The following is a 25,384-nucleotide window of genomic DNA, read 5'->3' on the forward strand; positions in this document are numbered from 1 at the left end:
GCCGCGACGAGTCCGCATAGTGCGCGACATCGCTCCCGGCCAAGAAAGGAGCCGCCGAGACTCAGAAATTCCATGGCGGAAACGACAAAAGGCCCCGCCTGGCAGCGGAGCCCTTGTTCGGGGAGACCCCGATATCGATTACCTGTCGATAATCTAGTCTCCCCCCGCACCGTCCCAGAGTCAACAGTCCGCCTGCCGGACTGCACGGCGACGTGCGGCCTTTTTCCGCCCCTTCCACCACAACCAAGGAGGGGCAGATGCCCAACTATCTGAGCAATTCACCAACTACGGTTTCAGAGGCCATCGAACGCATAGCGCAGCCTGATGGCTCGGTAAGCGGAGGCCCTTTCGGCCGCATCGTCATGACACCGGATGGCCGCCCCATCCGGTCGATCATCACAGGGCGCCGACGCCTCGTGACGGGCAGCTATGCGAGCCGAAAGGCCCGACGCGCCATGCCGCACGAGAGCATGAACGAGCTCTCCTTCTTCCATGAAAGCGAAGTCGACACCTACGTGGTGGACTACCGCGCCCAGCCGTTCCGCCTGGAGTTCATCCTTGGCGGCCAGCTTCGGACCTACATTGCCGACTGCGCTAGACTGCTATCGGATGGAGCCATTGAGGTCATCGAAATCAAGGGCGACTATCGACACACTTCCGATGAACACTACGCAACCAAACTTGAAGCTGTCGGGGAGTTCTGCCATCGACTGGGCTGGCAATTCAGGATCGTTGTTCCTGAAAACACGGTCGCCGCTCGAGTAAGACACGAGAACATCCACCTGATCCAATCCCGGCGCATGGTCAGCTACGCCGCCTCACACTGCTACTTGGCACTTAACCTCCTGCAACGCGAGAATGGAGAAGCCTCTCTCGCTCAGGTCGCACGGGCGCTCGGCGACAGCCGCGCCGGCACATCCATCGCCATGGCGATGATGGTCGGGCGCGTGCTCGACATCGAACTGGATAGACCCATCTCGGCGGATAGCCGCGTCGCCGCCGTCGACAGCATGAATATGCGGGAAGGAGCAGCTCAATGATCGCTCCCATCCGCTTCAAGCCCGAGCAACGCTGGATGGTCGACAACCAGCACATCCGCTTCCAGCGCGACCTGGGCGATGGACTTCTCTTGTTCCTGGTTGAGCGCACCGGCGGACCGCTGCAGATACGCGCCGCGGACGGCTGCCTGCGAATGCCCGATCGCGCCTGGGCTGTCGAAGCCTTCGCCGAAGGGCGCCTGAGACAGGTTTCCACGCTCGAAAACCTCACTTCAGCGCGCCGCCAAGCCCAACAGCGTGAGTACGCCCCCGACCAGGTCGCTGAACTGGATCCAAAGGCCGCTTTGCGGCGCTTCGTCCTCGAGGGATTGGATCGCATGGGGGTCCATGTGCTTGGCGACCGAGCACTGCACCTCGCACTCTGCGCCCTTTGGGCCGCAGAGCCCGACAAAGCCGCTCAGTTCGGCAAGCCGAACCCTCGAACCGTTCGCCGCTGGCTCAAAGAGCGAGGAACACCTGGCGAGCGCACGTCAAGGCAAATGCTGTCGATGAGCGGCCGGGTCGCACGAAGCCGGCGCCTCCCGTCCGTTACGCTCTGGCTGCTTCAGAAAGCCGTACTCAAGTACTGGTCAACCCCGTTGAGCATCGCGGACGTCTATGCCTGGCTGGCCTGCTGGGTCGAGCGCATCAATCGGTGGCGAACACAGAGCCCTCACACTTGGCCCCTCCTCGAGCGACCGAGCATGGAGACGCTGCGCCAAGATATCCGGCGACTGGAGTGCTACGAGACATACGCCGCCAAGTTCGGAGAGAAGCTAGCTAAGAGGCGCTTTAAGGCCAACGGCAAGGGCCTGAGTGCGGCCAGGTTCCTTCAAATCGGCTGCATGGACCATTCGCTTCTGGACCAAATTGCCGTCATCGACGGTGAATATATGCTCCCCGTCGGCAGACCATGGCTGACCGTCATCATTGACGTAAAGACACGGTGTGTTGTCGCCTTCGTGCTCAGCTACGAGCCGCCCTCGCTCTTCCAGGCGCTGGAATGCATCAAGAGGGCCAACCAACCCAAGTTGCATCTGCGTTCGAGAGCTCCGAAATTCCCCGTACTCTCAAGCATTTTTGGGCGATTTGACGAGGTAGTCGTCGACAACGGTTGGGAGTTCAGCGGCAAGTCATTCGAAGACGGCATGGCCGACGTCGGGACCTCTGTTCGCTGGGCGCCGGTGGCTTCCCCCACCTACAAGGCCATCGTCGAGCGCTTCTTTGGCACCCTGAACGAGATCCTCAATAAGAAGGCTCCTGGCGGAGTGCTCAAACCGGAGCTTCTACGCGAGATGGGGTACGACCCCACCAAGGATGCGGTACTCACGATCGCTGAGATCGAAGACCTGATCTGGGAAGCGATCACCTACTATCACATCGAAGAGCATAGCGGCATCAAACGGCCGCCTGCGGATCTCTGGCGTCAGGACATGGAAGCCTATGGCATCGACGTCATTGGCGACGACCATCAACTCGATCGCATGGCCGGGGCCATGAAGTTTCCATGCACGCTCAGCCGGTCCGGGGTGGAAATGTTCGGCCTCACCTTCCACGATCAACACGCGACCGGCGAGCTTCTAGAAGACTTGATCAGCCTTCAGCCCATCCAGGGGCAGCGCAAGGGCTCCGCTACCGCCCAAGTGAAGGTGAAATACAATCCAGCGAATCTCGGCGAGGTGCATGTCTGGAACCAGCGTCGCAACTGCTACGTGACCTTGCCCTGCACCGACGAAAGATACAGCGCTGGAATTTCGCTCTGGCATCATCAGCAACTCAAGGCCTGGGCCAAGCATAAAGGACTCGAGTTCAGCACTCAGGAGGATCGGCTCGCCGCGCGCCTCAAGCTGGTCGAAATGATCCAGCAGAGTGCACCGGAACTACGCCTAAGGCAGAGACGAGCCGTAGCACGGCTGCTGACAGCACCCAAGATCCTGAAGGCCCTCAAAGGCAATTCTGCGACGCTGGCCTACGCCCCGTCACGCCAGGACGGCATGGCGCCCGTGATCCCGCACGACACCTTGGCAAGACATCGGATCGATGGCGACACACCGCCTAACCGCCCGCCCCGAGCCTCAAAACCGAAGGGCCGCCAGCGCCCCGAGCAAGCAAAGCCCAAGCAGCATCCGACACCCAAGCATTCGCCCGCCGACGCCCTCACGCAGAAGCCTTGGAAAGGGTTCAAGCTATGAGCGGCGCCCCGATTGGACTCGATCCTGACCTGCCACTTTCGGGGATCATGGAGGAAGACTGGTCCGCAGCATCCAATGAAGCTGTCGCGGACCTGCTCGCCCTGTTCAATACGATATTCGTCGCCTACCCCCTGCACTCGGAATTCCACAGCCGGTGCGACTTCCTGATGAAACTTGGACGCTCCACGCAGGGAGCGCCGCAGAAGGGCCTGCGCGTGCTTGCACCAACAGGCTCGGGAAAGACCCGCGCCGCCGAAGAGTTCATCCGAATGGTAACCGAAAGGCGACAGTCCGGGGACGAGGAGTTTCCCGTCGTGCTGGTGCCGCTCGACCGCGCAACGACTTCAAGGAAATTGTTTTCGTCCATCCTTCAGTACTTCGGCGACGAGTTCACCATCTCCGCCACTGAGGCGGTACTTAAGGAACGGGCCTACAAGTTCCTCCGTCGGTTCAAAACGCTACTGCTCATCATCGACGAGGTGCAGCACCTGACTAGCGCCGGCAGCGGCGGCGATGTGACGGACAGCCTAAAGCGGCTGTTGGACGACGGAGTAGTTCCCGTCGTGTTTCTCGGCACGATCGAAGGCAAAAGCCTCTTTACTCGTAACCTTCAACTTTCCGGCCGACTGCTCTCCCCTTGCGACTATCGGGAGCTCTCAAGTCAAAGTGCGACCGATAGGGGCCTGCTAAGTCGGTTTGCCGAAGAGCTCGACCTGGCCATAGTCCACAAGGGGTTGATGCGACGTCCAGCAGGCCTGTCGCACCCTTGGATCAGCGGGTGCCTCCACGAGGTCTCCGCCGGCGTCATCGGCCGCATTTCCCGGATCATGTACGTCGCCCTGGAGATCGCGCGCAGGCGACACGCCGACTGCATCGAAGTCTTCGACTTGGCACTCGCAGTTGATCGATGGGCTTTGGAGCAAGGCTTTACAGCGCGAAACCCTTTCCGCTCAACAAGCCCCGATCGCTGATGGCCGATCGACGCCATATGGATCGTCAAAAGGCCGATCCGCTCGCTGCTGACCCCCGGGGCGCGTCCGTACGCGCCCCGGAACCAGCCAAGCCAATCCCTCGCGTTCTTTTTCCGCTCGACCCGTTCGCTGACGAGAGCTTGATTGGGTACCTCGTCCGCGTTGCCGCTTGGAACGTCCTGGATAGCGTGGCGCCGCTTCTGGCGCCGCTGGGTCTCCGCTGCGGCGAGGGCCTATCTCAAAACCTGGAACCAGTTTCCGATTTGATGGCCGCATCGCTCCGCATCCATCAATCAAAGCTGCAGAGGATGCTGATCCTAGACATTGAAGACAGGCCGTCTGAGGTCGACTACTTCGGGGCGCCCCTGCGGCGCCATCATTTCCTCCACAGACGTCGACGCGTGTCGCCGGCTTCCCTGGCTCGATCTGAGCATCACAGGGGGAACTGGCTGATCGGGACGCTGCCCCACTGCCCGGAATCCTGGGAGCTGCTAATCGACAGCTGTAGCTGTGGCGCTGAGTTGGGCTGGAGAAACGCGCGGGAGATCGCCATTTGCGATAGGTGCGGCTTCGACCTACGCCGCCTTACCTCTCCGACTGTGCCTGACCCTCAACGCGAAGCTCTTACGGTGCTGTCGGACCTTGTCAGCCCTCGACTTGAGAAGAGGAGCCTGGCGCGGGCGGCTGTCCCAGCACGCTTTCAGCACCTGGAGCCAACGTGGATATTCGAACTTGCGCTCGGCTTCGGGCGCGCCTCAGCGCCAGCGGCCAGGAGCGCAAAGGACTTTTTCCCTACGGCAACGCTTTTTCGAGGCGCGAAATTCCTGCTGGGCTATCCTGGGACATTCGAAGCTTGCGCCCGCGAACGGTACTATAACAGTACCCAGGCCCCAATCTTCCTGAATCTGAAGGCCAATCAGCGGTTCGATTTCTGCCCTGAACTGAGCGCTTTTGCTTCAGATCTAGTTGAGGAGTTCGAGCCCACCCGGCATGGGCCAAGCAGACTGAAATCAATTCGCGAAAACTCCAACCGCATCACCGCCAAACAAGTCGCGACCAAGCTCGGCATCTCGAGCACTGAGGTTGGCCTTCTAAACCAAGCGGGGGCTTTCGAGACAGGGCGCCCCCGCGGAGCGCGTCGCCAGATCAGTTGGTTTGAACCCAGCAGCGTTGAGCCCGTAGCAAAAGCGCTAGCCTCGCGCCTGTCACCTACGGAGTTTTCCCGGCGCTTCCATTTACCGATGGACGGCGTAGAGCAGCTTTTCAGCATGGGCCTGCTCGTCGCGAATAGGTCCCCACACGTCCAGCTTCTGCGTAGCGATTTGCAGCTGGAGCGGAGCGAGGCGCTGTCTCTCATCGACCATATCCGAGCAAAGCTCGCTGCTCCGCACCACAACGCCATCACGCTGAGAGAGGCCTTCTTTGGGATCGGGGGTAGCGCGAAACCGTGGGGGTCGGTGGTCGCGAAAATCCTGGCAAATGAAGTGCCTGGTGGAGTGGGGCTCGCGCCTGGCCACCCTCTAAAGTTCAGCGCCCTGACCGTCACGCCAGAGTTCTCGCGCCTGCTGCTCACAGATGCCTATAGCGTGTTCCGATCGCTGCCAGAACGGTCGCTTGCGCTAGGGCCAATTCGAGATTTCGGGCGAACTGAGGTGGAGAACTATTTGAATTGCTTCCCCCGCGACGTATCGCTCCTGATCCTCAATGGGCACCTGAAAGTTCTGGGGCCAAACCGTACAAGGTTCTCGCGAGAACAAGTCGCAGAGCTCGGCCTTAAGCTGATCAGCTCACGAGAAATAATGTGGCGCTGGAGAATCTCACCGATGATGCGCGAAGCTCTACCGAAGGTCGGTATAGAGCGTATCCTTGGACCATTTTGGCCACGCCGTGCCGTGACCGAGCACTTCGGGTCTAAACTCAATTTTGCTGAACACGTCGCTCGTTGCCCCGTTACTTGTTGAGCCGCTTGGGGCCGGCCTGCCATATGACGGCAGGCCTAGCGGGCTTCAGCGGGACCGCCGCCTCTCCCGCCACCGCCCTTGATCCGCCCCTGCGGCGGCTTCTCCGACGATCCCGGCGCTTTCGGGTCCCGGTCCCCACCCTACGGATCACGCTGCGGCCTGGACTTGGTCCAGCGATGCTGCAGCGACGATCGATCTGAAATTTTCGAGTATCTCGGCGTGCCGAACGGCCAAGAACCGTTCGACTTCCCGCTTGGAAAGCAAGCGCTCCAGGAAGCCGGCCGCAATCACTAAAAGGAGCATGTCGTCGCCATAGGAGGCTTCGAGTTCCTTGTAGTCGTGGGTGACGGAAGCCATCTCCCGCTCAAGCCGTGCCATTTGCTCCGTCGTCAGCCCAGTCGCCTTCTTCAGGTCATCGGGGCGATGCAGGTCTGCTGCCTTGGTGGTCGCCAGCAAGGCCTTGGCGTAGTTGATGCTGTAGTTGTTGGCTGAGGCCATCAATTCGGCCACCTCCAGCTGACGGATCGGCTTCATCTTGCGCAGCTTGGTGAAGGTGTGGGTGCCGACCGGTTTGTCCTTCAACAGCTCGGCGACGTCAGCGCTGATGCCGTTCAGCAGGTCCCGCCGCTGGCGGATCACGCCGATGTCGACGTTCAGCGCCTTGGCTAACTTCTCCTCGGAAACACCGCGCTTGAGCGCGCGAACGATCATGTAGTGCTCTTGGATCGTCGCCAGCCGGTTGACGCGCTTGTTGTAGGTGAAGCCCTCGTCGTCAGAGGCAATCAGGCAGCGAGCTTCCGTAGACCCCTGATCGCGCAGGGCGCTGAAGCGCACGTGACCGTCCAAAAGGAGATAAGGCCCGCTCCCCTTCGCACGGGAAACGACGAGCGGCTCGACCAAGCCCAACTGCCCCACCGATGCAGCGATCCGGCGATATTTCGCCGACTCCTTGACCGCGGCGGGCAGCATCTTCGACGGCAGGATGTCGTTGAGCGACAAGATCACAATCTGCTTTTCGAAGGCGATCTTGACCTCGTCCTGCATCGTCAGCCCCTATCGTAGCCAATGCGCTCAGCCAACGCCGTCGGAACCGAGCCGACGCCCTCGGCCCGCATCAACGTCACGAAGTGGTCGTCAGCGAGCAGTCGCTTAAGGGCATTCGTGACGAACATAAGCCTGCTCTGGGTCAGCGAGGCGCGCTTGACGAGCTGGCGTTGCCGCTCAGTCTCTCGCTGATAGGCGCGGATCAGCGCCTCTGACGTTACCTGTCCGCGGCCACGATGCGGACTGGTTCGCTGATGCAAGCCTTTGCCGCTGGCGTTCCGTTGCTCGATGATCTGGCGGATCGCCAGCACCTGGTTGCCAGGGATCGCCTTTTCCTCATAGGCCTTAGCGAGGGCCTGCTGCACCTCGCCCTCCTTGGCCTTGGCGATCTCCATCGCAATAGTATGGGGGATGACGCCGCGCTCGACTGCGTTGATCAGCTTTTCCTCGCCGTTCTCGAGCAGGTAGCAGATCGCGTAGACGTACTCAGTGCTGAAATCGACCTTCGCGGCGATCTCCTGGTAGCTATAACCGCGCTCGCGCAGGGCGCCGATCGAACGTACCAGCTCCAGCGGCGTGTGCTGGCGACGGGCAAGGTTCTCGACCAGGCTCATGACGAAGCAGTCGTCCTCGCTCGCCTCGATAATGATCGCCGGGATCTCCGCCTGACCCAGCGCCATAAAAGCCTCGAGCCGCCCCTGCCCGCAGACTAGGTCGTAGCGCGGCTTGCCTGGCCGCTGGCTGACGGTGATGGGCTTTTTGAGCCCGAGATGGGCGATGCTGGTGACCAATTCCTGGAAGATCCGCCGGTTGCGGACCCGAGGGTTGATCACGGTGATCGCGTCGATCGGCACCATGCGAACTTCGGGCGGGGCCTCGATCATGCTGCACGCAGCGCCGTGCGCCGGGTCAGATCGACGAACCCGTCGAGATCATCGAAGCGATAGGCGTCCAGCCCCACGTGATTGTAGGGCGCGAGCTTCAGGTTCGGCGCTGCGCCCAGATCGATCCACGGGAGCAGGTAGTAGTCCCGGACCGTAGTATTGTCGGCTTCCATTCTGGCCGCGATGGTGATGTCCGGCCGCAGGCCCTGATCGAGGCGCACCTTCCAGCGCAGGCTTCCGGCCGTCGTCAGCTGGCAGCGCACGATGACCAGCGAGGCGGTGAACTCGCTGTTGATGTGCAGAAGGTCGGTGTACTGGTCGCGCTCGACGCTGGCGCCGGCGGCGCGGATGTTGTTGATCGCGCCGGCCACGACTTCCGGATGCAGGGCTCTCAGCGCGCGGTTCGTCTCGATGTATCGATAGTCTCGCGTTGGCGAGAACCCGACCAGCTGATAAGCGCGAAGTAGGCTGCCGAAGCGATGCCGGAACGTCGAGCTCGACGGCATGTCCTCGATCTCGTCGATCACCAGGCCCGAGAGCCAGCCACGCTGGCTGAGTAGGGCCGATAGCTGCTCCAGGAGCTGTTGATCGGTGAACCGACGACTGCGATCAAAAATGATCCGCTGGGCTGCCTCGAAGAAGTCGGGCTCGACGATGCCCTCGAAGGCGCCGTCGGCGCGCACCCACATGTCGGGGTCGTTAGTGACGCGCTTGGCCTTCAGCTTGAAGGAGACGCGATTGTAGACGTTGTTGCCGATGTACTTTTCGTTGGTCAGGATCTGATGGACGACGCCCCGCGTCCACGGCCGGCCGAGATCGGTTACCAGGCCCTCGGCGTTCAGCAGCGCGGCGATCTCGCTCTCTGACCGCCGCTGCAGCACGAACATCCGATACAGACGCCGCACGACCTCGATCTCCTCGGGCGGGCCGGGGCGAAGCACAACGCGATCGGTCTGCAGACTCTTGTGCTCACCGCGGGAGAGCTCTGCCTTGGGTGTGCGGTGTTCATCGACCAGCTGGCGGCGCAGGCCGAAGCCTGCGGGGCCGCCTTGCCGAAAGCCTAGGGTGATGAGGCGACATTGGCCGCTGAAGACCTTGACCGAGAGCTCGCGGCTATACTCACCAGCCATGGCGCGCTTCATGCTCTTTATGATTGTGGAGCTGAGGCTGCCGTCGTTCTCAAACTGCTCGGCGCAGTAGTGGACGGAGATGCCGGCTTCGCGACACACATACTCATAGAAGCCGCTCTCGTCGGCGTCCTGAAAACGGCCCCAGCGGCTGACGTCGTAGACCAGGATTGCCTCAAAGTCGGCGGCCCCAGCGCGGACGTCGGCGATCAACTGCTGGAGCGCTTGGCGGCCATCGAGGCGCAGGCCACTCTTTCCCTCATCGGCGTATGTGCGGACGATCTCGAAGCCGCGCCGGCCAGCGTACTGGGCAATGGCGTCTTCCTGATTACTGGTGCTGTAGCGCTGATGCTCAGTGCTCATGCGCACATATTGGGCGGCGCGCATGATCTTGCGCTCGATCACCGCTTCGTTGCTCGCACCTGCCTGCAACATCACTCACACCACGCCTGGCTTGAGCCGAAAGGTCTTGCTGGAGCCAGCGTAGGCGCAGGAGCGAGTGAATGTCTTTTCAGAAAATGGACCGAAATTTTCAGTCCAAAAAAGGAAAATCTTTTCACGCCGAGAGCGGGCATGATGAGCGGCCGTTCGCCGCGTCGATCGCCATGGCCATGCTGTCGGAGTGGGGCGAGTCTCCCTCGGCGCGCAAAGAAGTGGGGCGCATCACCGCGGCGAATGAGCGGACGGTTCGCAACTGGTTCGAGGGGCGTAACGGCCCGAGCGGCGAGAACCTCGTCGCCCTCGTGCGCCACTCGGACGCTGTGTTCGGAACCGTGCTCGAACTATCCGGCCGCCAGGCGCTGTTGCCGGTCGCTGGGATCCTCGGATTGCGAGACCAGCTCGACGCCTTGGTCCACGCCATCGACGAGTTGCGAGTCCACTGAGCGACGCTCCGAAGGCTGTTGTCGGCTTTGGGCCCGTTTTAAGTTGTCGACATCCCTTTGGTGGCCAGCGTTAAGCTGGTGGCCCTAAGTTGTCGATTCTCGCCTCTTCATAAAAATCAATGCCTTACGTGGACCGCGTTAAGTGGTCCCGACAGTCGTTGCAACTTAACGCGTACCCATTTGCGACTTAAGGCCGGCAAAAATGCGAAGTGATCGCAAGTAGTAGGCTAAGAAGGCCGCGCCGGCGACTGAAGTGCACCAGTTGCTAACGTTGCGCACCTCCAGGAATACGACGTTCGTGGAGACGCGTCGTGCACCTAGACAGCGCTGAAACCAGGGGGGGAGGCCCACCATCCACCCTCCCCGGCCGATATGAAGTTCTGTGTCGCCGGCTGGACAGCGCCATGAGCTGCCGTTGGCGCGCCTCCAGGAACTGGTCGCTCGCCGAACTTTCTGGCGACGAAATCTCCAGAATCTAAGAAGTGATCCGGCAAATCAGGTTCAAGGAACAGAACGCTCTGGCGTGCCAGTAATTCCAGAAAAATGGCACATCCCTATTTCGCACGACCGATAGCTCGGCTGTCGATCGTCGCCGGCTCGCAGGACCTTGATGTTCAGCCCCGTATTCGGCGACAACTACAGAGCAAGGGGTGAGACGAAATGCTCGACACCGAGTTGAGGCTTGCGGCGTGGCGCAATGGTTCGACCCAAGCTGAACGCCTCGCTGCCGCTGTGCTGAAGCTGTCGGGGTTCGAAGAGATCGACCCCCAACACCCTTTGGGTGGCCCCGATGGCGCGCGCGACATCATCTGCACCAAGGGTGGCCTGATTTGGGTCGGTGCCGTCTACTTCCCGAGCACGCCCGTCCGCTTCGCAGCTGTGAAGAAGAAGTTCCAACACGACTTGAACGGTGTTTCTCCGGGTCACGGCGGCATCGTTTTCGTCACCAATCAAACTTTGTCGATCACGCAGCGGAAATCGCTTGTAGATCTTGGTAACGCAGCCAAGAAGGAGGTGGACGTCTTCCATCTGGAGCGACTGAGAGCACAGCTCGATTCAGCACCCGCTTACGGGGTACGCCTGCAATTTCTAGGCATCCCGATGTCGGCGGAAGAACAGCTCGCCTGGTTCTCGGACTCGGGGAACCAACTGTCCGACGCCTTGGCTGCGAACACCCGCGAACTCATGGGTCTCAAAGCGATGATCCAAAGGCTCGGCGAAGGACAGAAGGAAGTCATACGAACCCTCAACCTGGCCGCCGAGACAGGACTGCCGACGCCCGATCTCGTTTCTACGAGCGTGTTCACCCGCCGAGACAATTTCGATCTCGTAACGCGGTCTCTCGCCCCATCACTGGTGCTCTTGTTTCACAGACTCATCTGCTTCGATCTGCCCGAGCGCGGCGTAGGCAGATTGAGATCCAGCGAGGTCTGGCTCGGGAACGCCGACGGCGTTCGTGCCGACCATGCTCAGCCTCCGCCGGCGAGCGAAGTTCCAAGCCTCTTAGAAGCAATCTGCGAAAACTGGCGCGACAACTTCAAACGGCTCGAAGGATCCAGCGCCAAGATCCGTCGGCTCGCGATCGCTAAGTTCCACGCCGCTTTCCTCGTCACCCATCCCTTCCTCGACGGTAACGGAAGGGTCGCACGAGCGATCTTGATGCAGCAATGCCTGGACCTGTTTGGCCGAGCTGACATGTCTTTGATGGAGAAGGGTGCTCGCTATTACGCAGCGCTCAGTCAGGCCGATAAGGGGGACGCGTCTGCCCTAGCGTCACTGCTCGAACCTGTCGTGGCGACCTAACCCCGCTGCCAACGGCGCGCGCTTTGTTGCGCACCTCGCGCCACTAGCGGAACTTGGCACCGTTCCAGGAACAAGACCTTTTAGATCAGGACCGCGCCGCCAATAGTCCGCCCAGCCACCTGCTGAAGTCGGCCTCAAACGCAAAGCGCTTGAGGCCGTCAGATGGCGATGATCGCCGCAGTCACAGAGTGAAGCATCAGCTTCTTGAGAAACTCAGCAGACAGTCGGAGTAGCGGTTGGGCTCGGGCGGTCAGGGTCATGATCTTTCTCCACACGTAAGAGACCAATGTCTCGAGGGTGAGGTGGAGAAGACCGTGCGCGAGGGCCGTCAAGATCCAGCAGATACCTGGTGCGATCAGTCCTTCCAGAAGGAATGGTTGCCCAGCACCACAGGGCGAACGCATCCCTTAGGCTCACTTTGAGCATAAGTCAAGCCGGCTCGGCTGGCTGGCGCCAGATGCGGACCTTGGCATCGTTCTAGGAACGCGACCTTCAGATCGCACCCGCCGACAACGAGCAACCCGGACATTGGAGCCTCGCGCCGAGAAGGGCCGCCTAGTTCCCGGCCGCGTCATCGAGCGTCAAGGGCGGCAAGAGCTCATCGACGGCGGCTAGGCGGTCCAGGACGCCCTCGGCGAAGGGTTCGACGGCTAGACGCGCTTGCCAGACCTTAACGCCGCGCGCGCCCTGCAATTCCACCTCGCCGGTCAGCGCGCGCCCAGCTGATGACGTCGTCGCCGGCCTCATCATAAATCCGCCGACCGACCCATTGAGCGGCTCAGAAGACCGTCGTGAACGCAACGTCTATCGCGTCGCGCCTCGCCCCGGGGTCACGACGTCCAACCCCGGTCCCGCCCGTTCAGCCAGAGCGGCACGCGCCAAAGCCTCCAGTCTTCGGGACAAATTCACACCCGCGCCTACCTGCAACAGCCCTTAAGCCGACTTGTCGACACAGAGGCAATTGAGGCCAGCTTTCAACGCAATATTGCCGCCATTTAAGTTTCCTCGTCTACTTAGCCCGGCAACTATTAGACTTGGCCGCAATTTTATTTCCAGCTAAGTTAAAAACATTCCGCTTAAGTTGGATCACGCTGAACAGCGAGGAATTCTCATAGCGTGATCGGCAGGCCGACGCTGGTCGATCACGCTGAAGACCCTCAAACAAGGAAGAAGGAGAAGACCCATGTCCATCCTCGGCAACCTGTTCAGTGACGACAGCAGCAATTCGTCGGATCTCCTCGGCGTGCTGAACGTCGTGGGTGATGTCGGCGTCGACTATTCGTACGAGTCCGGCAGCACCGATGACGACGGCCAGACCGAAACGAGCTGGGGTTCCGGCTCCTTCGGCACGGACTTCGACCTGGGCTCAGTCCTGGGTTCGGCGACCGACAGCGCCAGCGACAGCGACGGCGGCGGGTTGTTCTAACCTGTCTTCGCAGCCGTGAGCGGGGCGGGCCCTCGGGCCCGCTCCACCCCGGATCGGAGGACGCGGCGATCCCGCGTCCTCCGATCCGGGGATCGCGCCTAGGCGATTGCCGAGGTGATCCATGACCCCCGACGACCCCTATCGCTACGACACTCGCAGCCAGTGGCAGAGCACCACCCTGGCTGACCTCGATCGGCAGCAGGATCCGGCCTCCGATCCGCCGCGGACGAATGAAGGCGGACCAGCGGCGCTGGATCCCCTTGGCGCGCTGCCCGCCGGGGGAGGCTCGACCGAGCGCGAAAGCGAGGCCGTTCCGGCGGGCTCCACCGCGCTAGACGACGCCGCCGCAGGTTCACCCGCCGCCTTGCCCACGATGAGCTCCGCGGGCGACGCCCCCGCAAGCGCCCAACCCGCCATGACGCCCGGGCCCGCCGGCTCTTCGACCGCTCCGACGGCGAGCCCGGCCTCTGGGGCCGCGCCGGCCACGACGGCCGAAACCTCAGCCAGCCTTTCCATGACCCTGACCGTGTCCCTTCCCGCCATTGGGACCGGACCGGCGACGGCCACCGTCTCCGTGGACGCCGATGTTCAGGCCGCTCCAGCGCCTTCGACCGCGACGATGACGTCGCTGGCCGGCGCCGTGACCGAAAACGCCGACGCGCTTTTCCACACCTTGACGACCACGCTCGACGCCGCGCCCCAGGCCCTGCAACAGGATATCGATACGGCGATCGACGGCGCCCTCGACACGATAGACGGCGCGCTGGCCCAGACCGCCGACCTGATTGGCGGTCTCTCGCCGACCACCGCCGCCTTGGCCGAGGATCTCTTCGAGTCCAGTCCGCTCCTCTCCCTGCCATTGGGCGTGCTGATGGATGACGACGGCGAGGGCGAAGAGATCGACGTCCTGGCCGCCGACACGGCCAGCGCCCTGTCATCCCTGGCCGTGACGATCTTCGACGACGCCGGCCTGTCGCCCGTATCGCACCTCGCCGACGACGGCCTGCCGGACCTGGCGGGCGTGCTGGAGGCGTCGCACGTGTCGAGCGTGCTCGACCCGGTAGACCTGCATGACGCGCTCGGACTGCTCGGATGACGGGTCGCCTGTGACGGATCGTTCGAGGGCCTTGAGCCGTTGGTTGAGCCGCCGCGCCGCGCGGCCAGTGTGAGAGGCGACTTCCCATGGCCCAGCCCGGCGCACCGCCTTCCACCGCGACGCCCGCCGCGAGACCGAAGGACGAATTCGCCGACGCCCTGCGCCAGTGCCTGCCGCTGTTCTGGACGGCGGCGGTGTTCAGCGGCGGGGTGAACCTGCTATTCCTGGCCTCGCCGCTCTATCTGATGCAGATGTATAACCGGGTGATCCCCAGCGGCAGCACGCCGACCCTGGTCACCCTGTCGGCGGCCCTGTTTCTGGCCCTGGCGACCATGCTGGTGCTCGACGCGGTGCGGGCGCGTTTGCTGACCCGGGCGGCGGCCAGGTTGGACCGACTGCTGTCGCAGCGCGTGTTCCAGACCATCGTCGATCTTTCCATGTTGTTCGGCGCGGGCGCGCGCAACGCCCAGCCTCTGCGCGACCTGGACCAGTTCCGCTCGGCCATGGCCGGGCCGGCCGCCCAACTGTTCTTTGACGGCCCGTGGACGCCGCTGTTCCTGGTCGTGCTGTTCATCCTGCATCCTCTGCTGGGCGTGGTCGGCCTGTTCGGCGCCCTGCTGCTGCTCGGGCTGGCGGCGATGAACGACATGGTCACCCGGGAGAGCACCGCGACGTCGACCGAAGCGGCCACCCGCAGCTACGTCTTCACCGAGAACGTCGTGCGGCACGCCGATCCGGTGCACGCAATGGGCATGCTCGACGACCTCGCCGGCCGCTGGCGGGTCGATCGCGAAACGATGATCCAACGCCAGACCGGCGGCGGAGAGCGCAACGCCGACTTCGCCGCCGCCATCCGCTTCGCGCGCCTGGCCCTGCAGGGCTGCATGCTGGGCGTCGGGGCGCTGCTGGTGATCGAGGGCAAGATCCTGCCGGCCAGCATCTTCGCCGCCAGCCTGCTGCTGGGCCGGGCCCTGGCGCCGCTGGAGGTGGCGGTGACCGGCTGGCGGCAGCTGTCCCAGGCCCTCGCCGCGGGTCGTCGGGTGCAGAAGGCGTTGAACGCCGCCCCGCCGGCCCTCGCCGCCCCGACCCGCCTGCCGCCCGCCGACGGCAGGGTGCGGGCGGCCAAGGCCGTCTACGTGCCGCCCGGGGCCAAGACACCCGCCCTGCGCAACATTCGCCTCGACATCGCCGCCGGCGAAGCCGTCGGCGTGGTCGGTCCGAGCGGCGCGGGCAAGAGCTCGCTTGCCCGGCTGTTGGTCGCCGCCGCCCGCCCCACCAGCGGCAAGGTGACCATCGGCGGCGTCGACACCGCTCGCTGGACGCCGAAGGCTTTGTCGATGCACGTGGGCTACCTGCCCCAGAACGTCGGCCTGTTCCCCGGCACGGTGCGCGACAACATCGGCCGCTTCCGCGAGGCGACCGACGAGCACGTGGTGGCCGCCGCCATAAAGGCCAATGTCCACGAGATGATCATGGCGCTGCCGCAGGGCTACGAGACGCCGATCCACGAAGGCGGACTTGGCCTGTCGGGCGGCCAGCGCCAACGCATCGGCCTGGCCCGCGCCCTGTTCGGCGCCCCGCGCCTGCTAGTGCTGGATGAACCCAACGCTCACCTCGACGCCGAGGGCGAGCGGGCCCTCGCCGAGGCGCTGGCCGAGCTGAAGGCCGGCGGCTGCACCATCGTCATCGTCGCCCACCGGCTCAATCCGCTGAGCCAGGTCGATCGCGTGATCGTGCTGAACCAGGGGACGATCGAGATGGACGGCCCCCGGTCGGAGGTCTTCGGCCGCGTGCGCACCGAGGTGGTGCGGAGCTTCGCGCCCCAGCCGGCGGAGTAGCCCATGCGTCCCGACATCGATCCCGCCAAGATCTGGCGCAGCCTGCCGCCCGAATGGATCCGACGCTATCGCCGCTACATGGGCGAGGACGCGCCGCGCGGGGCGCTGGACGACGTGCGCGGACCGGTGCGGATAGGCCTGATCGGCCTGGCGCTGTTCTTCGGCGGCTTTCTGCTGTGGGCGGCCCTGGCCCCGATCTCGGGGGCGGCGACGGCCTCTGGCGTGGTGACGGTGGCCGGCGCGCGGCAGGGCGTGCAGAGCCTAAACGGCGGCGTTGTGGCGGCCCTGCTGATCAAGGAGGGCGACCGCGTCGCCGCCGGCCAACCTCTGCTGCGGTTGAACGGGATCGGCGGTGGGGCGCGGCTCAGCCAGGCCCAGGCCCAGCGAGACCTGGCCAAGGCCGCGGAAGCCCGGCTGATCGCCCAGCGCGACAATCTCGGCGCCATCCCCTTTCCACCCGAGCTGCTGGCGCGGCGGGGTGAGCCGGTGGTCGGCCAGGCCATCGCCAGCCAGCAGGCGCTGTTCGACAGCCGCCGCCGGGTGGTCGAGGCCGAGCAGGCCATCAACCAGGCCAAGATCGACCAGGCCCAGGCGCAGCTGGCCGGTTCGCGCCGACAGCTGGCCCTGATCAACGAGGAACTGGCCGGCATCCGCTCGCTGTATCGCCGCGGCTACGCCCCCAAGAGCCGGCTGGTGTCGCTAGAGCGTACGGCCGTCGAACTGCAGACCCAAGGCGCCACGGGGGACGGCGCGGTGCTGCAGGCCAGGCTGACCGCCGCCCAGGCCGACGAGGCGCGCCTGGCCGAAACGATCGAGCAGTTGCGGCAGGTTCAGGGCCAGCTGTCGCAGGTCGATCCGCAGCTGGCCATCACCCGCTACGGCGCCGAACGCGACATCGTTCGCGCGCCCTTCGCCGGTCGCGCGGTCGGGGTGGCGCGCCTGGGACCGGGATCGGTGGTTTCGGCCGGCACGCGGGTCGCCGACGTCCTGCCCGACGGCCGCGCCTTCATCGTCGAGGCCCAGGTGCGGCCGCAGGACGTCGACGACGTCAAGCTGGGCGGCGAGGCCCATGTGCGCTTCACCACCGTCAATCCGCGCGGCCGCTCAAACGTCAAGGGCGTGGTCACCACCCTGTCGGCCGACCGCCTGACCGACAGCCAGGGCCAGGCCTATTACCTGGCCCGCATCGCGCTCGATCCCGAGGAATTGCGCCGCGATCGCCTGGAGCTTCGGGCCGGTCTGCCGGCGACGGTTAACATCAAGACCGCCGAACGAACCTTCCTGAGCTATCTGCTGGCTCCGCTGAGCGACGCTATGAGCCGCGCGGCGCGGGAAGAATAAGCAGTTGCCGCACAGCGCCATCACCGGAAGTTGGTATCCATCCAGAAGGCAGACATTAACCCCGCCAGACGCATCGGCGAGCTAGATCCTGGTATGGGCTTAGGGCCGGCTGCCGGTTGGTGGCTACCTTCTCAGCTACCGCCCCGCCCAACACGCGTCGGCCATCGCGGCTGGGGCGCCGAGCATCAAGCAGGCCTCCTGAACCTGGCCGGCCGCTCGGCAAAGAGACCCCCGCGCGCCCTACCCCGCTTTCAGGCGCGCGGCAGTCTCCTTTACCGCCTCGGCGACGAACCAATCCAAGTGGTCCCTCAGGCCCTCGAGCGTCACCTCGCGATCAAAGCCAGCGCCATAGCGCCTGAGCCAGGTCATCAGCAGGTCGCGAGCCACCCGATCACACAGCCGATAGTTCCGCACGATCTTGGGATCGTCATTGTCGATGCGCCCATGGACGATGGCGGACCTGAGATCGTAGGCGCGTCGGATCTCCTTGCCCAGGACCTCGAAATTCCAGGGATCGATGGTGAAGCAGAGCGCCGCGGCGCGCTCGGACAGGCGGCGCGTCACCCCTCCCTTCTCACCCGTCCATAGCAACCGCTCCATGGCGGTCAGATATTTGACCACCGCTGCGGGACGCCGGGTTTCGGTCGCAGCGTCGGCGTACCAGGCGGCCGCATCGAGGTAGCGCGCGGCCAACATCGGCGGATCGACCCGATCGGCCACCTTCTGAAGCGCCAGTCCGACGGCCAAGGCCATGGCCTGCTGAGCCTCCTCCTGGATCCAGCGCCAGAACGACTTGTCGAGCCGTGCGCCCTCCCAGTCCCCCGTCCAGGTCAGAAAGGGCTTTCCTTCGGCGTCGAAGGCCAAGGTCGAGCGCTGGGCGTTCTGCACCGCAGGCCCGGCTGAGCGGACCTTGCTGGTGCGATCGGCACCGCCCATGACATGCAGGAAGGCCAGCGCGCCCTGGACGGTTTCATGGGCCACCCGCCGCGAGGTTTCCGGGTCGCAGCGCTGGACGGTCACGCGCGCCACGTCGCTGAACGCCTCCAGATAGTCCAGCGTCGTACGGCGATCCTTTTCCCGCCACGCGGCGTCATCGTCCTCGCCGGCCGCCCATTGGGCCAGGCTCGCCTCGACCTCGGCGATCGCCAGTGCTTTGGGCGTGAAGGTGACGGGCCCGACGACGAAGGTCTGCTCCTGGGGCAAGCGGATGTGACAGGGGATGTAGTGGGTCAGCGGCCGGCATTCGGCGGCGGCCTCTTCGATCCAACCCTGCAGGAGCGCGAGGTCCTCGGCGTCGGTCGTACCCTTGAAGTCCGCGCGCAGGATATCCCGGCCAAAGCCGGCGCGAACCACCCGGAAGGTGCGATCCAGGTCAAGGCAGCCCCGGTGTTCGGACTGGCCGACGGCGTCCACGACAAGGCCGCGCAGCCGATCATAGGCCGGGCGGCCGATGAGCCGCATCCGCCCTTCGACATCATGCAGCATGCAGGTGAACTCCAGCCCCTTGAGCTCTTTCGTCACCGCCGCGCCCAGCCGCTGAAGCCGGGTCAGTTCCTCGATCACGAACGAAAAGACCTCGCCGACCGCCTTTGCGGTGACCGCCGGTCCTGCCCCGTCCTGCATGTCCAAGCCCCCTCGCCTGTCGCGCCCCTGACCAGACATAGAGGTCCGGCTCACGGACGCAATCGAGCCTCTCCGACGATATCGGCGGTGACGAAGCCGCCCTTGTCCTTGAGCTGGTCGACGCGGGCGATCGCGTGCCAGGTCGTGGTAATGCCCACACGCACGGTGCAGGCGTAGTCTCCGACGTCGATGCTGGCCCAAATCAGCTGCCCCACGATGATTGTTCTGGTGGCGTTCCTGCTCGATTCGGCTGAGTCTAATGAGGCTCAGGATTGAGCGCGCTTTGACTGGATACCGAGGAAAGTGAGTGGGGGATGCCAGAACCGGGCTTGATCGGTGCCGGATTGAAGGCCGTGGCGGCGGCCGTACCGATGACCATCAAGGCGGTCAGTCAAGAACTCGCGAGACGCAACGCGACAGACGCCGATGTCGATTTCTCCAGCCTCGACCGAGAGATGGGCGAGGCCCTAGCGGTCCTTGCTCGAGATTCGGGAAACCTATTCAGTGGCGTTTTGAACCATCTAAAAGCAGCGGCTTCCGGCGTCCCCGAAATATTCTCGGACGCTGCGGTTCGCGAGTGGGTTTCCCAGACGGAGGTCAAGGACGCGGTCAAGAATGCGGTCAGGGCGGTCGTTCTGGGCAACGCGACCGATCAGATCGCATTCGCCATCCTCGCTTCGCAAGATGAAGCGCTGCGTCCCGCATTTTCCGCGGCCTTCGAATACGCCGTTGCGTTCGTCGCGCTGTCGATATTCCGGATCCTCACTCCGGGCGACCGCCTGGCCCAGCAGCGTTTCGACGAGGTTTCAGCCCAGTTGGCTGATCTTGCGAAGTCGGCGGCAAGCGCCGCCCCACTGAATTCGTTGCAGCGAGACCTACTCGACCAAGAAGCGGCCAAGGCGATCGACCTTTTGCGGAAGCGACGCTTCTTCCCCGGCTGCGAGATTGCCACGGAAGCGCAAGCACTAGCGGAGCGCCTCTCAGCGGGCGAGCTCAGCCAAGCTTCGAACGCGGTTAGAGCACCCCAGGAGGTCGCGTCGAGATCAAAGCGACGATCTTGGAGGATGATCGCAACGTCCAGACGCTCACAATTCAGAAGTTCACTCCCGCCTCCGGCCCGCATGACAAAGTCCACTTCAGTTTCCAGAACCGCGAAATAGATGCGCTTCTGGAGTTTATGGCGGGCGTGAAAACGATCGACTTCGGAGGAGATGGCAAGGGGAAGTTATCTCGCGACGCGGTGCGAACCGTCGTTCTGGATGCCGCTCAAGCTCATCAAATTTTCAGCACGAACCAAGACCTGTTCGTCGCGCTAGCCGAACGTGAGGATCTCCAACGAGACTTAGTGGCCATCGGATACCGACGCCGCCAGCTCGACCGGTTCGAGCGGATGCTAAACGATCCACAAGCGTTCGCGGCCGAACAAGCCCAATACGGCAAAACGCCGGAAGCCACATGGCAGGCGTTCTTCGAAGAGAACACGTGGATATTCGGCTACGGGCTAACCTACCAGTTCCTATCCGGCCTCGACGAAAGGCGATTAGAGCAGACCGTTCGCGGCGCGGACTTGTCAGGTTCAGGAAAACGTATCGACGCGCTGATGAAAACACGCGGCATCATCAGCTCCCTTTGCTTCGTCGAGATCAAGCGACACGATGCTGACCTGCTCGATGAGGCAAAGCCATACCGCTCGGGAGCCTGGGCGGTTTCCAGGGAACTGAGCGGCGGCGTCGCGCAAGTTCAGACCACTGTAGCCGACACTCTCGATCGTCTCTCTCGGGCAATAACGGTCAGCGACACAGACGGCGACCCTACCGGGGAACTGCTGTTCAACGTTCACCCCAAGTCGTTCTTAATCATTGGCCAGCTCAGTGAGTTTCAGACCGAGCACGGCATCAACCAGACTAAATTCCGGTCCTTCGAAATGTTTCGACGGGAGATGCGATCCCCGGAAATCCTGACGTTCGACGAACTGCTCAACCGCGCGCGGTTCATCGTCGACCACCCTGTGCAACCTGTCCCGGCAGATAGCCGCGGACACGAGTGATGATTTTTCGCCGAACGCTCCTTGCGAAAGTGTAGAAGGTTTACCAGGTAAAACTTATAGCTTGGGGAGATCATTCTTTGCAAAAACACCGCCTTTATCGGAGGGAATCCTTCGCGCGTCGCCTTGTGACTAAGCGCCCAGGGGGAGCCGTTTTCTTCGTGGCGTTCGCCATGTACTTAGCTATCTTAGGCGCATGGCTCGGAAGCGGCTTCAATAAGGTACTCCCGCCCTATGCAGAAGCGCTCACCACTGCGACACTTGGCGAGATTTTTTCTCCCACCGGCATCTATCTTGCAGCTTTCGTCTCAATGATGGGAGTCGGTAAATTCGCCGCCGGCCTTGCTGCCGGGGCTGCCGCAAGTCAGGCGCTTGTGTTCTGGACGGGCCGTCCGCTTCCGGTGTTCCACAAATAGCCACTAGGCAAAGTAGCGATAAGTCGAATTGGTACTGTTCATTGCGACCCAGGGCCGATCTTAAGTTGGTGAGCCACCCAGAGGGTCAGCGTTAGGCTGTTTCGCCGAACTGGGGCAAACGACCCACTCCGATGAAATCAACGCCTTACGCGGTCGGCGTTAAGTTGCGCCGACATGTCGAAATCCCCCCTCTAGAACCGCGCTGTCACCGTCGCTTCCAGGCGGCGCTTCAGCGGGTCGTCCTCGGACCAGCGGTTGAGGAGGTTGCGTACGCCCAGGCGTAGTTCGGTCTCGGCCGCGCCCGGCGCGCGGGGCAACTCCCAGGCCAGGGACAGGTCAACCGTGGTGCGTTCGGGCAGCGCTGTCGGGAGGTTGGCGTCGATGTAGCGGATGGTGGCGGCGGCGGCGAAGCGGCTGGTCGACCAGCGTGCGCCGGCCGCGCCGCGCCATTTGGGCGAACCGCCGTCGGGCGTGCGCTTGTAGGCGCCGCTGTCGGGCGGGATGTCCTGGCTCAGGGTCGGCTGCCAGGTCAGCGCGGCGCCGAGGCCCAGGCGCCCGCCGGCCAGGTCGAGGTCGTGCTCGGCGACCATGTCGACCGACTCGATCAGGCTGGAGCCGCTGTTCTCGCTGAGGTCGCGCACCTCGATAATGCGGCCGCCCGTATAGCCCCTGGCGCGGTCGGCGTCGGTGAGCGGCGCGCGGATCACTGCGCCCGGATAGCGCTCCTCGTTCAGGATATAGGCGTCGTATCCCCGGTTCACCGCGACCATCAGGCCGTGGCCCTCGATGCGGGTGTAGTCGACCGACAGCCGCGTGCGCGGCAGCAGCGGCGAGGACAGCACCGCGCCGGCCGAGAAGGTCCGCATCTGGTCGGGCCTGAGATCGGCCGGGGCGCCCCAGACGGAGCGGAACCACCCTTCGGCATAGACCGGCTGGTTGGGGTTGCGCTTGGGATCGACGACGAAGCTGGTGGACATGCTGGTGGTGCTGGCCAGCTGGTCGGCGGGCGGCAGCTGGGCGCCCGAGGCGTAGGAGGCGCGCAGGATCAGGCCGGCGACCGGTTCGGCCTTCAGGCCCAGCAGGTAGAGGTCGGCGGATTTCTCGACCGGCGCGGAGGGAGAGCCCCTGAAGATCCGCGCCCGCCCGACCTGGCGCCGCGCGGCGGCTTGCAGTTCCAGGCCCGGCACGCCGACCAGCCCCTCCAGCGGCGCGCGCAGCTCGGCGAAGAGCGACCGCGAGCGCATCGACAGATGGTTCCTGGGGTCGGTGGGGAAGCTGGGCATGCCCTCCCACAGCTGCTGGGCGGTCAACGACAGCGTCAGGTCGCGCCCCCCGATGCGGCCGACCGGACCTGAGGCGCGCAGCGACATGTCCTCCAGCCGCGAGGAGGCATAGGGGTCCGCCGCCGCCCAGGCTTCCTGGTAGCGATCGAGGTCGGCCAGGAACCTGGCCTGGTCGCCGAAGGGATTGGGCGCTGGCCGGCCGTCGGCGGGCGAGACGCCGCTGGCGACAGCCGGTCGCGAAAGGCCATCATATCCCCGGTCGGAAAGGACCTGCGTGGAGCGCACGTCGCCCACGGCGTAGTCGACGCCCCCGCGCCAGCGCCCGGGCAAGTCGAACACCAGGCCGGCCGTGATCCGCCGCGAGAGGATCCGGACGTCGTTGGTTCCGATGATGAACGGGACCGGCGCGACCAGCTCAACCGGCGTGGAGCCCGCAAGCATCGACGCCGCGCCCTGCCCCGGGGTCAGCCGGGTGGAGAACGCGCCGATGGCGGTGGGATAGGTGTCGCGGCCGGCAAGGTAGATGTAGTCCAGATAGGCCTCCGCCCCCGGCCACAGGCGCTGGCGAACATTGGCCAGCAGGGCGTCGGTGCGGCTGTCGGTGGACAGCAGCCGGTCGCGGTGGGCCGGCGCCAGCCCCGGCGCCGACTTTTCGGCGTTCTGGATCAGCACCGCCTCGATCGGGGTCGAGCCGTCGTAGTCGGCCGGGATATAGGTCTTCGACATCGAGACCCCGCCGACCGTGAAGGGGCCGTTGACCCCGAAAAGGGTGATTCCGTTCCCCGGGGGCCGGCTGTACCATTGGCCGGCCTTCATCTGGGCGCCGTCCAGAGGCGTCGATATCTCGACCCGGTCGCCGTAGGCCACGCCGTTGAAGCGCTTCTGGCCATAATGGATCATGACCGCGGTGTCGCCGTCGGCCGTGCTGTGGCCCAGGCGCGCATCGAGGCGCCCGTAGTCGCCGTCGCCACCCTTGCTCAGGCCGGCCGTGGCCGCGATCTCGGCCCCGCGATACTCGCGGTCGAGCACCAGGTTGACCACGCCGTTGACGGCGCCCAGGCCGTAGAGCGCGCCGCTGCTGGAGGCCAGGGTCTCGATACGGCCGATCGCCGCCAGCGGGATCGCCCCTACGTCCGCCTGGGTCAGCCGCTCATAGTTCGGAATGGCGGGCATGCGCCGGCCGTCCACCAGCACCAGGGTCTTGGCCTGGGCGTTGGGGTCGCGAAAGGCGAAGTTCGACCGCGAAGGAGGAACGCCGCGCGCGGTGCGCGGTATGGCCTGCCGGCTGTCGCCGTTGCTGGTCAGCCAGGTCTGCAGGAAATCGTCGGCCGAGTGGGCCTGGGCCGCGCGCAGCGTACTGCGCTCGAACACCCGATAGGGCTGGATGTCGTCGGGGTCGCGCCGCTGGTCGACGTTCTGGGTGCGCACGCCCACGACCAGCAGTTCGGGCAGGGCGACCGGGCCGGAGGCGTCTTCCAGCGGCGCCGCGGGCCCGGCCCGCACCACATAGACGTCGGCCTCGACGCGCTCGAACGCCAGGCCCGAGCCGGCCAGCAACCGGGCCAGCGCCTCGCTGGGCGTCAGCCGCCCCCGCAGCGGCGGCGCGCGCCGGTCGCCGACCGTCGCCGACGAGGCCAGTATGTCGACCCCCGCCTGCCGGCCAAGCTCGGCCAGGGCGCGGTTCAGCGGCTGGGCGGGCACGGCGACGCTCGCCATGCGTTCGGCCGCGCCGGCGGCTCCCGCCTGCGCCCCCGTCAGAGCGCAGGCGCAGACCACCGCCGCCAGGCCTTCGAGAAGACCGTGATGTCGCTTTCGAAAGGTCACCCCGACCCACCTTCGACAACCTTCGCCGGCCCATCAGCGCTGGTCTTGGAAATGTCAGGGCAATAAAACGAACGCCGTTATTCAGGCAAGCGTTTGAACGCGTATTTCCGAGAACGACGGCGCGGGACTTGGCCTGGCGATCGTGCGGCCGATCGCCCAGCGCCTCGACATGGCTGTCGCCGCGCCAGCGCGCTCGCCGCGTCCGGGGCCGGAGCTCAGGTTCGCCGTGATGAACTAGGCGGTGCGGACCATGCGGCGGAAGATGTCGTCCAGGCGCGCGCCGGCCGGCTTTTCGGCGACGGGGGCGGCCTGCGGCTCGGGCGCCGGGGCCGGCTCGCAATAGGCCTTCAGGAAGCCGGCCTCGACGGTGACGGCGTCCTCGTTGGCGGCCGGGGGGCAGCCGAAGACGTTGCGCAGGGCCAGGGCCATGGCCTCGCCCTCGCTGAGGGCGGCCTGGGCCTCGACCACCGGGGCCGTGTCGTCGAAAACCTGCTCGAACACCTGGTAGGGCAGGTTCGCCTGGTTGATCATCGAGAACAGTCGGTTGACATCGCCAGCCATGGCATCGGCTCCACCGCGTCCAGCGGTAC

General features: G+C 64.4%; 20 protein-coding genes. 13 read left to right on the forward strand and 7 right to left on the reverse strand.

Features of this window, described 5'->3' with window-relative positions; all coding sequences use genetic code 11:
• Window positions 1-257: 257 nt before the first annotated feature.
• From DDF67_RS09740 to DDF67_RS25305, 4 genes are all read left to right on the forward strand, one after another.
• A complete protein-coding gene (locus DDF67_RS09740) occupies window positions 258-1,040 on the forward strand; it encodes a TnsA endonuclease N-terminal domain-containing protein (RefSeq protein ID WP_146197994.1) in 783 nt (260 codons plus the stop codon).
• On the forward strand, window positions 1,037-3,229 hold the full coding sequence (locus DDF67_RS09745) for an integrase catalytic domain-containing protein (RefSeq protein ID WP_233247597.1): 2,193 nt from the start codon (window positions 1,037-1,039) through the stop codon (window positions 3,227-3,229). Before DDF67_RS09740 ends, DDF67_RS09745 begins: the two co-directional genes overlap by 4 nt.
• Window positions 3,226-4,200: a TniB family NTP-binding protein gene (locus DDF67_RS09750; RefSeq protein ID WP_233247598.1), complete on the forward strand. Its 975-nt coding sequence runs from the start codon at window positions 3,226-3,228 to the stop codon at window positions 4,198-4,200. The genes DDF67_RS09745 and DDF67_RS09750 overlap by 4 nt, the downstream gene beginning before the upstream one ends.
• Before the next feature lie 629 nt (window positions 4,201-4,829).
• On the forward strand, window positions 4,830-6,161 hold the full coding sequence (locus DDF67_RS25305) for a hypothetical protein (RefSeq protein WP_146197995.1): 1,332 nt from the start codon (window positions 4,830-4,832) through the stop codon (window positions 6,159-6,161).
• Between the two features lie 147 nt (window positions 6,162-6,308).
• On the opposite strand, the gene DDF67_RS09755 is transcribed toward DDF67_RS25305, so the two are convergent.
• Genes DDF67_RS09755 through DDF67_RS09765 form a run of 3 tightly spaced genes read right to left on the reverse strand, consistent with a single transcriptional unit; the run spans window position 6,309 to window position 9,651 of the window.
• Window positions 6,309-7,205, reverse strand: a complete 897-nt coding sequence (locus DDF67_RS09755; RefSeq protein WP_109100687.1) for a plasmid partitioning protein RepB C-terminal domain-containing protein — start codon at window positions 7,203-7,205, stop codon at window positions 6,309-6,311.
• 2 nt (window positions 7,206-7,207) lie between these two features.
• The gene (locus DDF67_RS09760) at window positions 7,208-8,062 is read right to left on the reverse strand and encodes a plasmid partitioning protein RepB C-terminal domain-containing protein (protein ID WP_233247599.1); all 855 of its coding nucleotides are present in this window, start codon (window positions 8,060-8,062) and stop codon (window positions 7,208-7,210) included.
• Window positions 8,063-8,085: 23 nt separating this feature from the next.
• Entirely contained in the window at window positions 8,086-9,651 is a 1,566-nt protein-coding gene (locus DDF67_RS09765; RefSeq protein WP_199229200.1) for a recombinase family protein, read from the reverse strand.
• 68 nt (window positions 9,652-9,719) lie between these two features.
• On the opposite strand from DDF67_RS09765, the gene DDF67_RS09770 reads away from it, so the two are divergent.
• The 6 genes from DDF67_RS09770 to DDF67_RS09800 all read left to right on the forward strand — a co-directional run bounded on the left by DDF67_RS09770 (window position 9,720) and on the right by DDF67_RS09800 (window position 17,604).
• Window positions 9,720-10,100 (forward strand): hypothetical protein, encoded by a 381-nt coding sequence (locus DDF67_RS09770; protein ID WP_109100689.1) that lies wholly within the window; start codon window positions 9,720-9,722, stop codon window positions 10,098-10,100.
• Between the two features lie 660 nt (window positions 10,101-10,760).
• Entirely contained in the window at window positions 10,761-11,903 is a 1,143-nt protein-coding gene (locus DDF67_RS25310) for a Fic family protein (protein WP_146197996.1), read from the forward strand.
• Between the two features lie 1,183 nt (window positions 11,904-13,086).
• Window positions 13,087-13,329 carry a hypothetical protein gene (locus DDF67_RS09785; protein ID WP_109100691.1) on the forward strand — a complete coding sequence of 81 codons (243 nt, stop codon included), beginning with the start codon at window positions 13,087-13,089 and terminating at the stop codon, window positions 13,327-13,329.
• A 121-nt stretch (window positions 13,330-13,450) separates the two neighbouring features.
• Window positions 13,451-14,425 carry a ribosomal eL19 family protein gene (locus tag DDF67_RS09790; protein WP_109100692.1) on the forward strand — a complete coding sequence of 325 codons (975 nt, stop codon included), beginning with the start codon at window positions 13,451-13,453 and terminating at the stop codon, window positions 14,423-14,425.
• Window positions 14,426-14,511: 86 nt separating this feature from the next.
• Entirely contained in the window at window positions 14,512-16,263 is a 1,752-nt protein-coding gene (locus tag DDF67_RS09795) for a type I secretion system permease/ATPase (RefSeq protein ID WP_109100693.1), read from the forward strand.
• Between the two features lie 3 nt (window positions 16,264-16,266).
• Window positions 16,267-17,604, forward strand: coding sequence for an HlyD family type I secretion periplasmic adaptor subunit (locus DDF67_RS09800; RefSeq protein WP_109100694.1), 1,338 nt, complete (start codon window positions 16,267-16,269; stop codon window positions 17,602-17,604).
• A 240-nt stretch (window positions 17,605-17,844) separates the two neighbouring features.
• Here the strand turns inward: DDF67_RS09800 and DDF67_RS09805 are convergent, their stop codons facing one another.
• Window positions 17,845-19,233, reverse strand: a complete 1,389-nt coding sequence (locus tag DDF67_RS09805; RefSeq protein WP_146197997.1) for a HEPN domain-containing protein — start codon at window positions 19,231-19,233, stop codon at window positions 17,845-17,847.
• A gap of 44 nt (window positions 19,234-19,277) precedes the next feature.
• Window positions 19,278-19,442, reverse strand: a complete 165-nt coding sequence (locus DDF67_RS25510; protein ID WP_158278023.1) for a hypothetical protein — start codon at window positions 19,440-19,442, stop codon at window positions 19,278-19,280.
• A 156-nt stretch (window positions 19,443-19,598) separates the two neighbouring features.
• Here DDF67_RS25510 and DDF67_RS25315 point away from each other — a divergent pair, with 156 nt between their 5' ends.
• From DDF67_RS25315 to DDF67_RS25320, 3 genes are all read left to right on the forward strand, one after another.
• Window positions 19,599-20,387 carry a hypothetical protein gene (locus tag DDF67_RS25315; RefSeq protein WP_146197998.1) on the forward strand — a complete coding sequence of 263 codons (789 nt, stop codon included), beginning with the start codon at window positions 19,599-19,601 and terminating at the stop codon, window positions 20,385-20,387.
• A 26-nt stretch (window positions 20,388-20,413) separates the two neighbouring features.
• Complete coding sequence (locus tag DDF67_RS09810) at window positions 20,414-21,274, forward strand: Shedu immune nuclease family protein (RefSeq protein WP_158278024.1); 861 nt, start codon at window positions 20,414-20,416, stop codon at window positions 21,272-21,274.
• A gap of 158 nt (window positions 21,275-21,432) precedes the next feature.
• Window positions 21,433-21,687 carry a hypothetical protein gene (locus tag DDF67_RS25320; RefSeq protein ID WP_146197999.1) on the forward strand — a complete coding sequence of 85 codons (255 nt, stop codon included), beginning with the start codon at window positions 21,433-21,435 and terminating at the stop codon, window positions 21,685-21,687.
• A 191-nt stretch (window positions 21,688-21,878) separates the two neighbouring features.
• Here the strand turns inward: DDF67_RS25320 and DDF67_RS09815 are convergent, their stop codons facing one another.
• Together DDF67_RS09815 and DDF67_RS09820 are read right to left on the reverse strand one after the other, a co-directional pair.
• Entirely contained in the window at window positions 21,879-24,794 is a 2,916-nt protein-coding gene (locus DDF67_RS09815) for a TonB-dependent receptor (protein ID WP_146198000.1), read from the reverse strand.
• A gap of 234 nt (window positions 24,795-25,028) precedes the next feature.
• Window positions 25,029-25,355, reverse strand: coding sequence for a hypothetical protein (locus tag DDF67_RS09820; RefSeq protein WP_109100698.1), 327 nt, complete (start codon window positions 25,353-25,355; stop codon window positions 25,029-25,031).
• Window positions 25,356-25,384: the final 29 nt, after the last annotated feature.

It is taken from the genome of Caulobacter endophyticus, assembly GCF_003116815.1.
Lineage (GTDB): Bacteria > Pseudomonadota > Alphaproteobacteria > Caulobacterales > Caulobacteraceae > Caulobacter > Caulobacter endophyticus.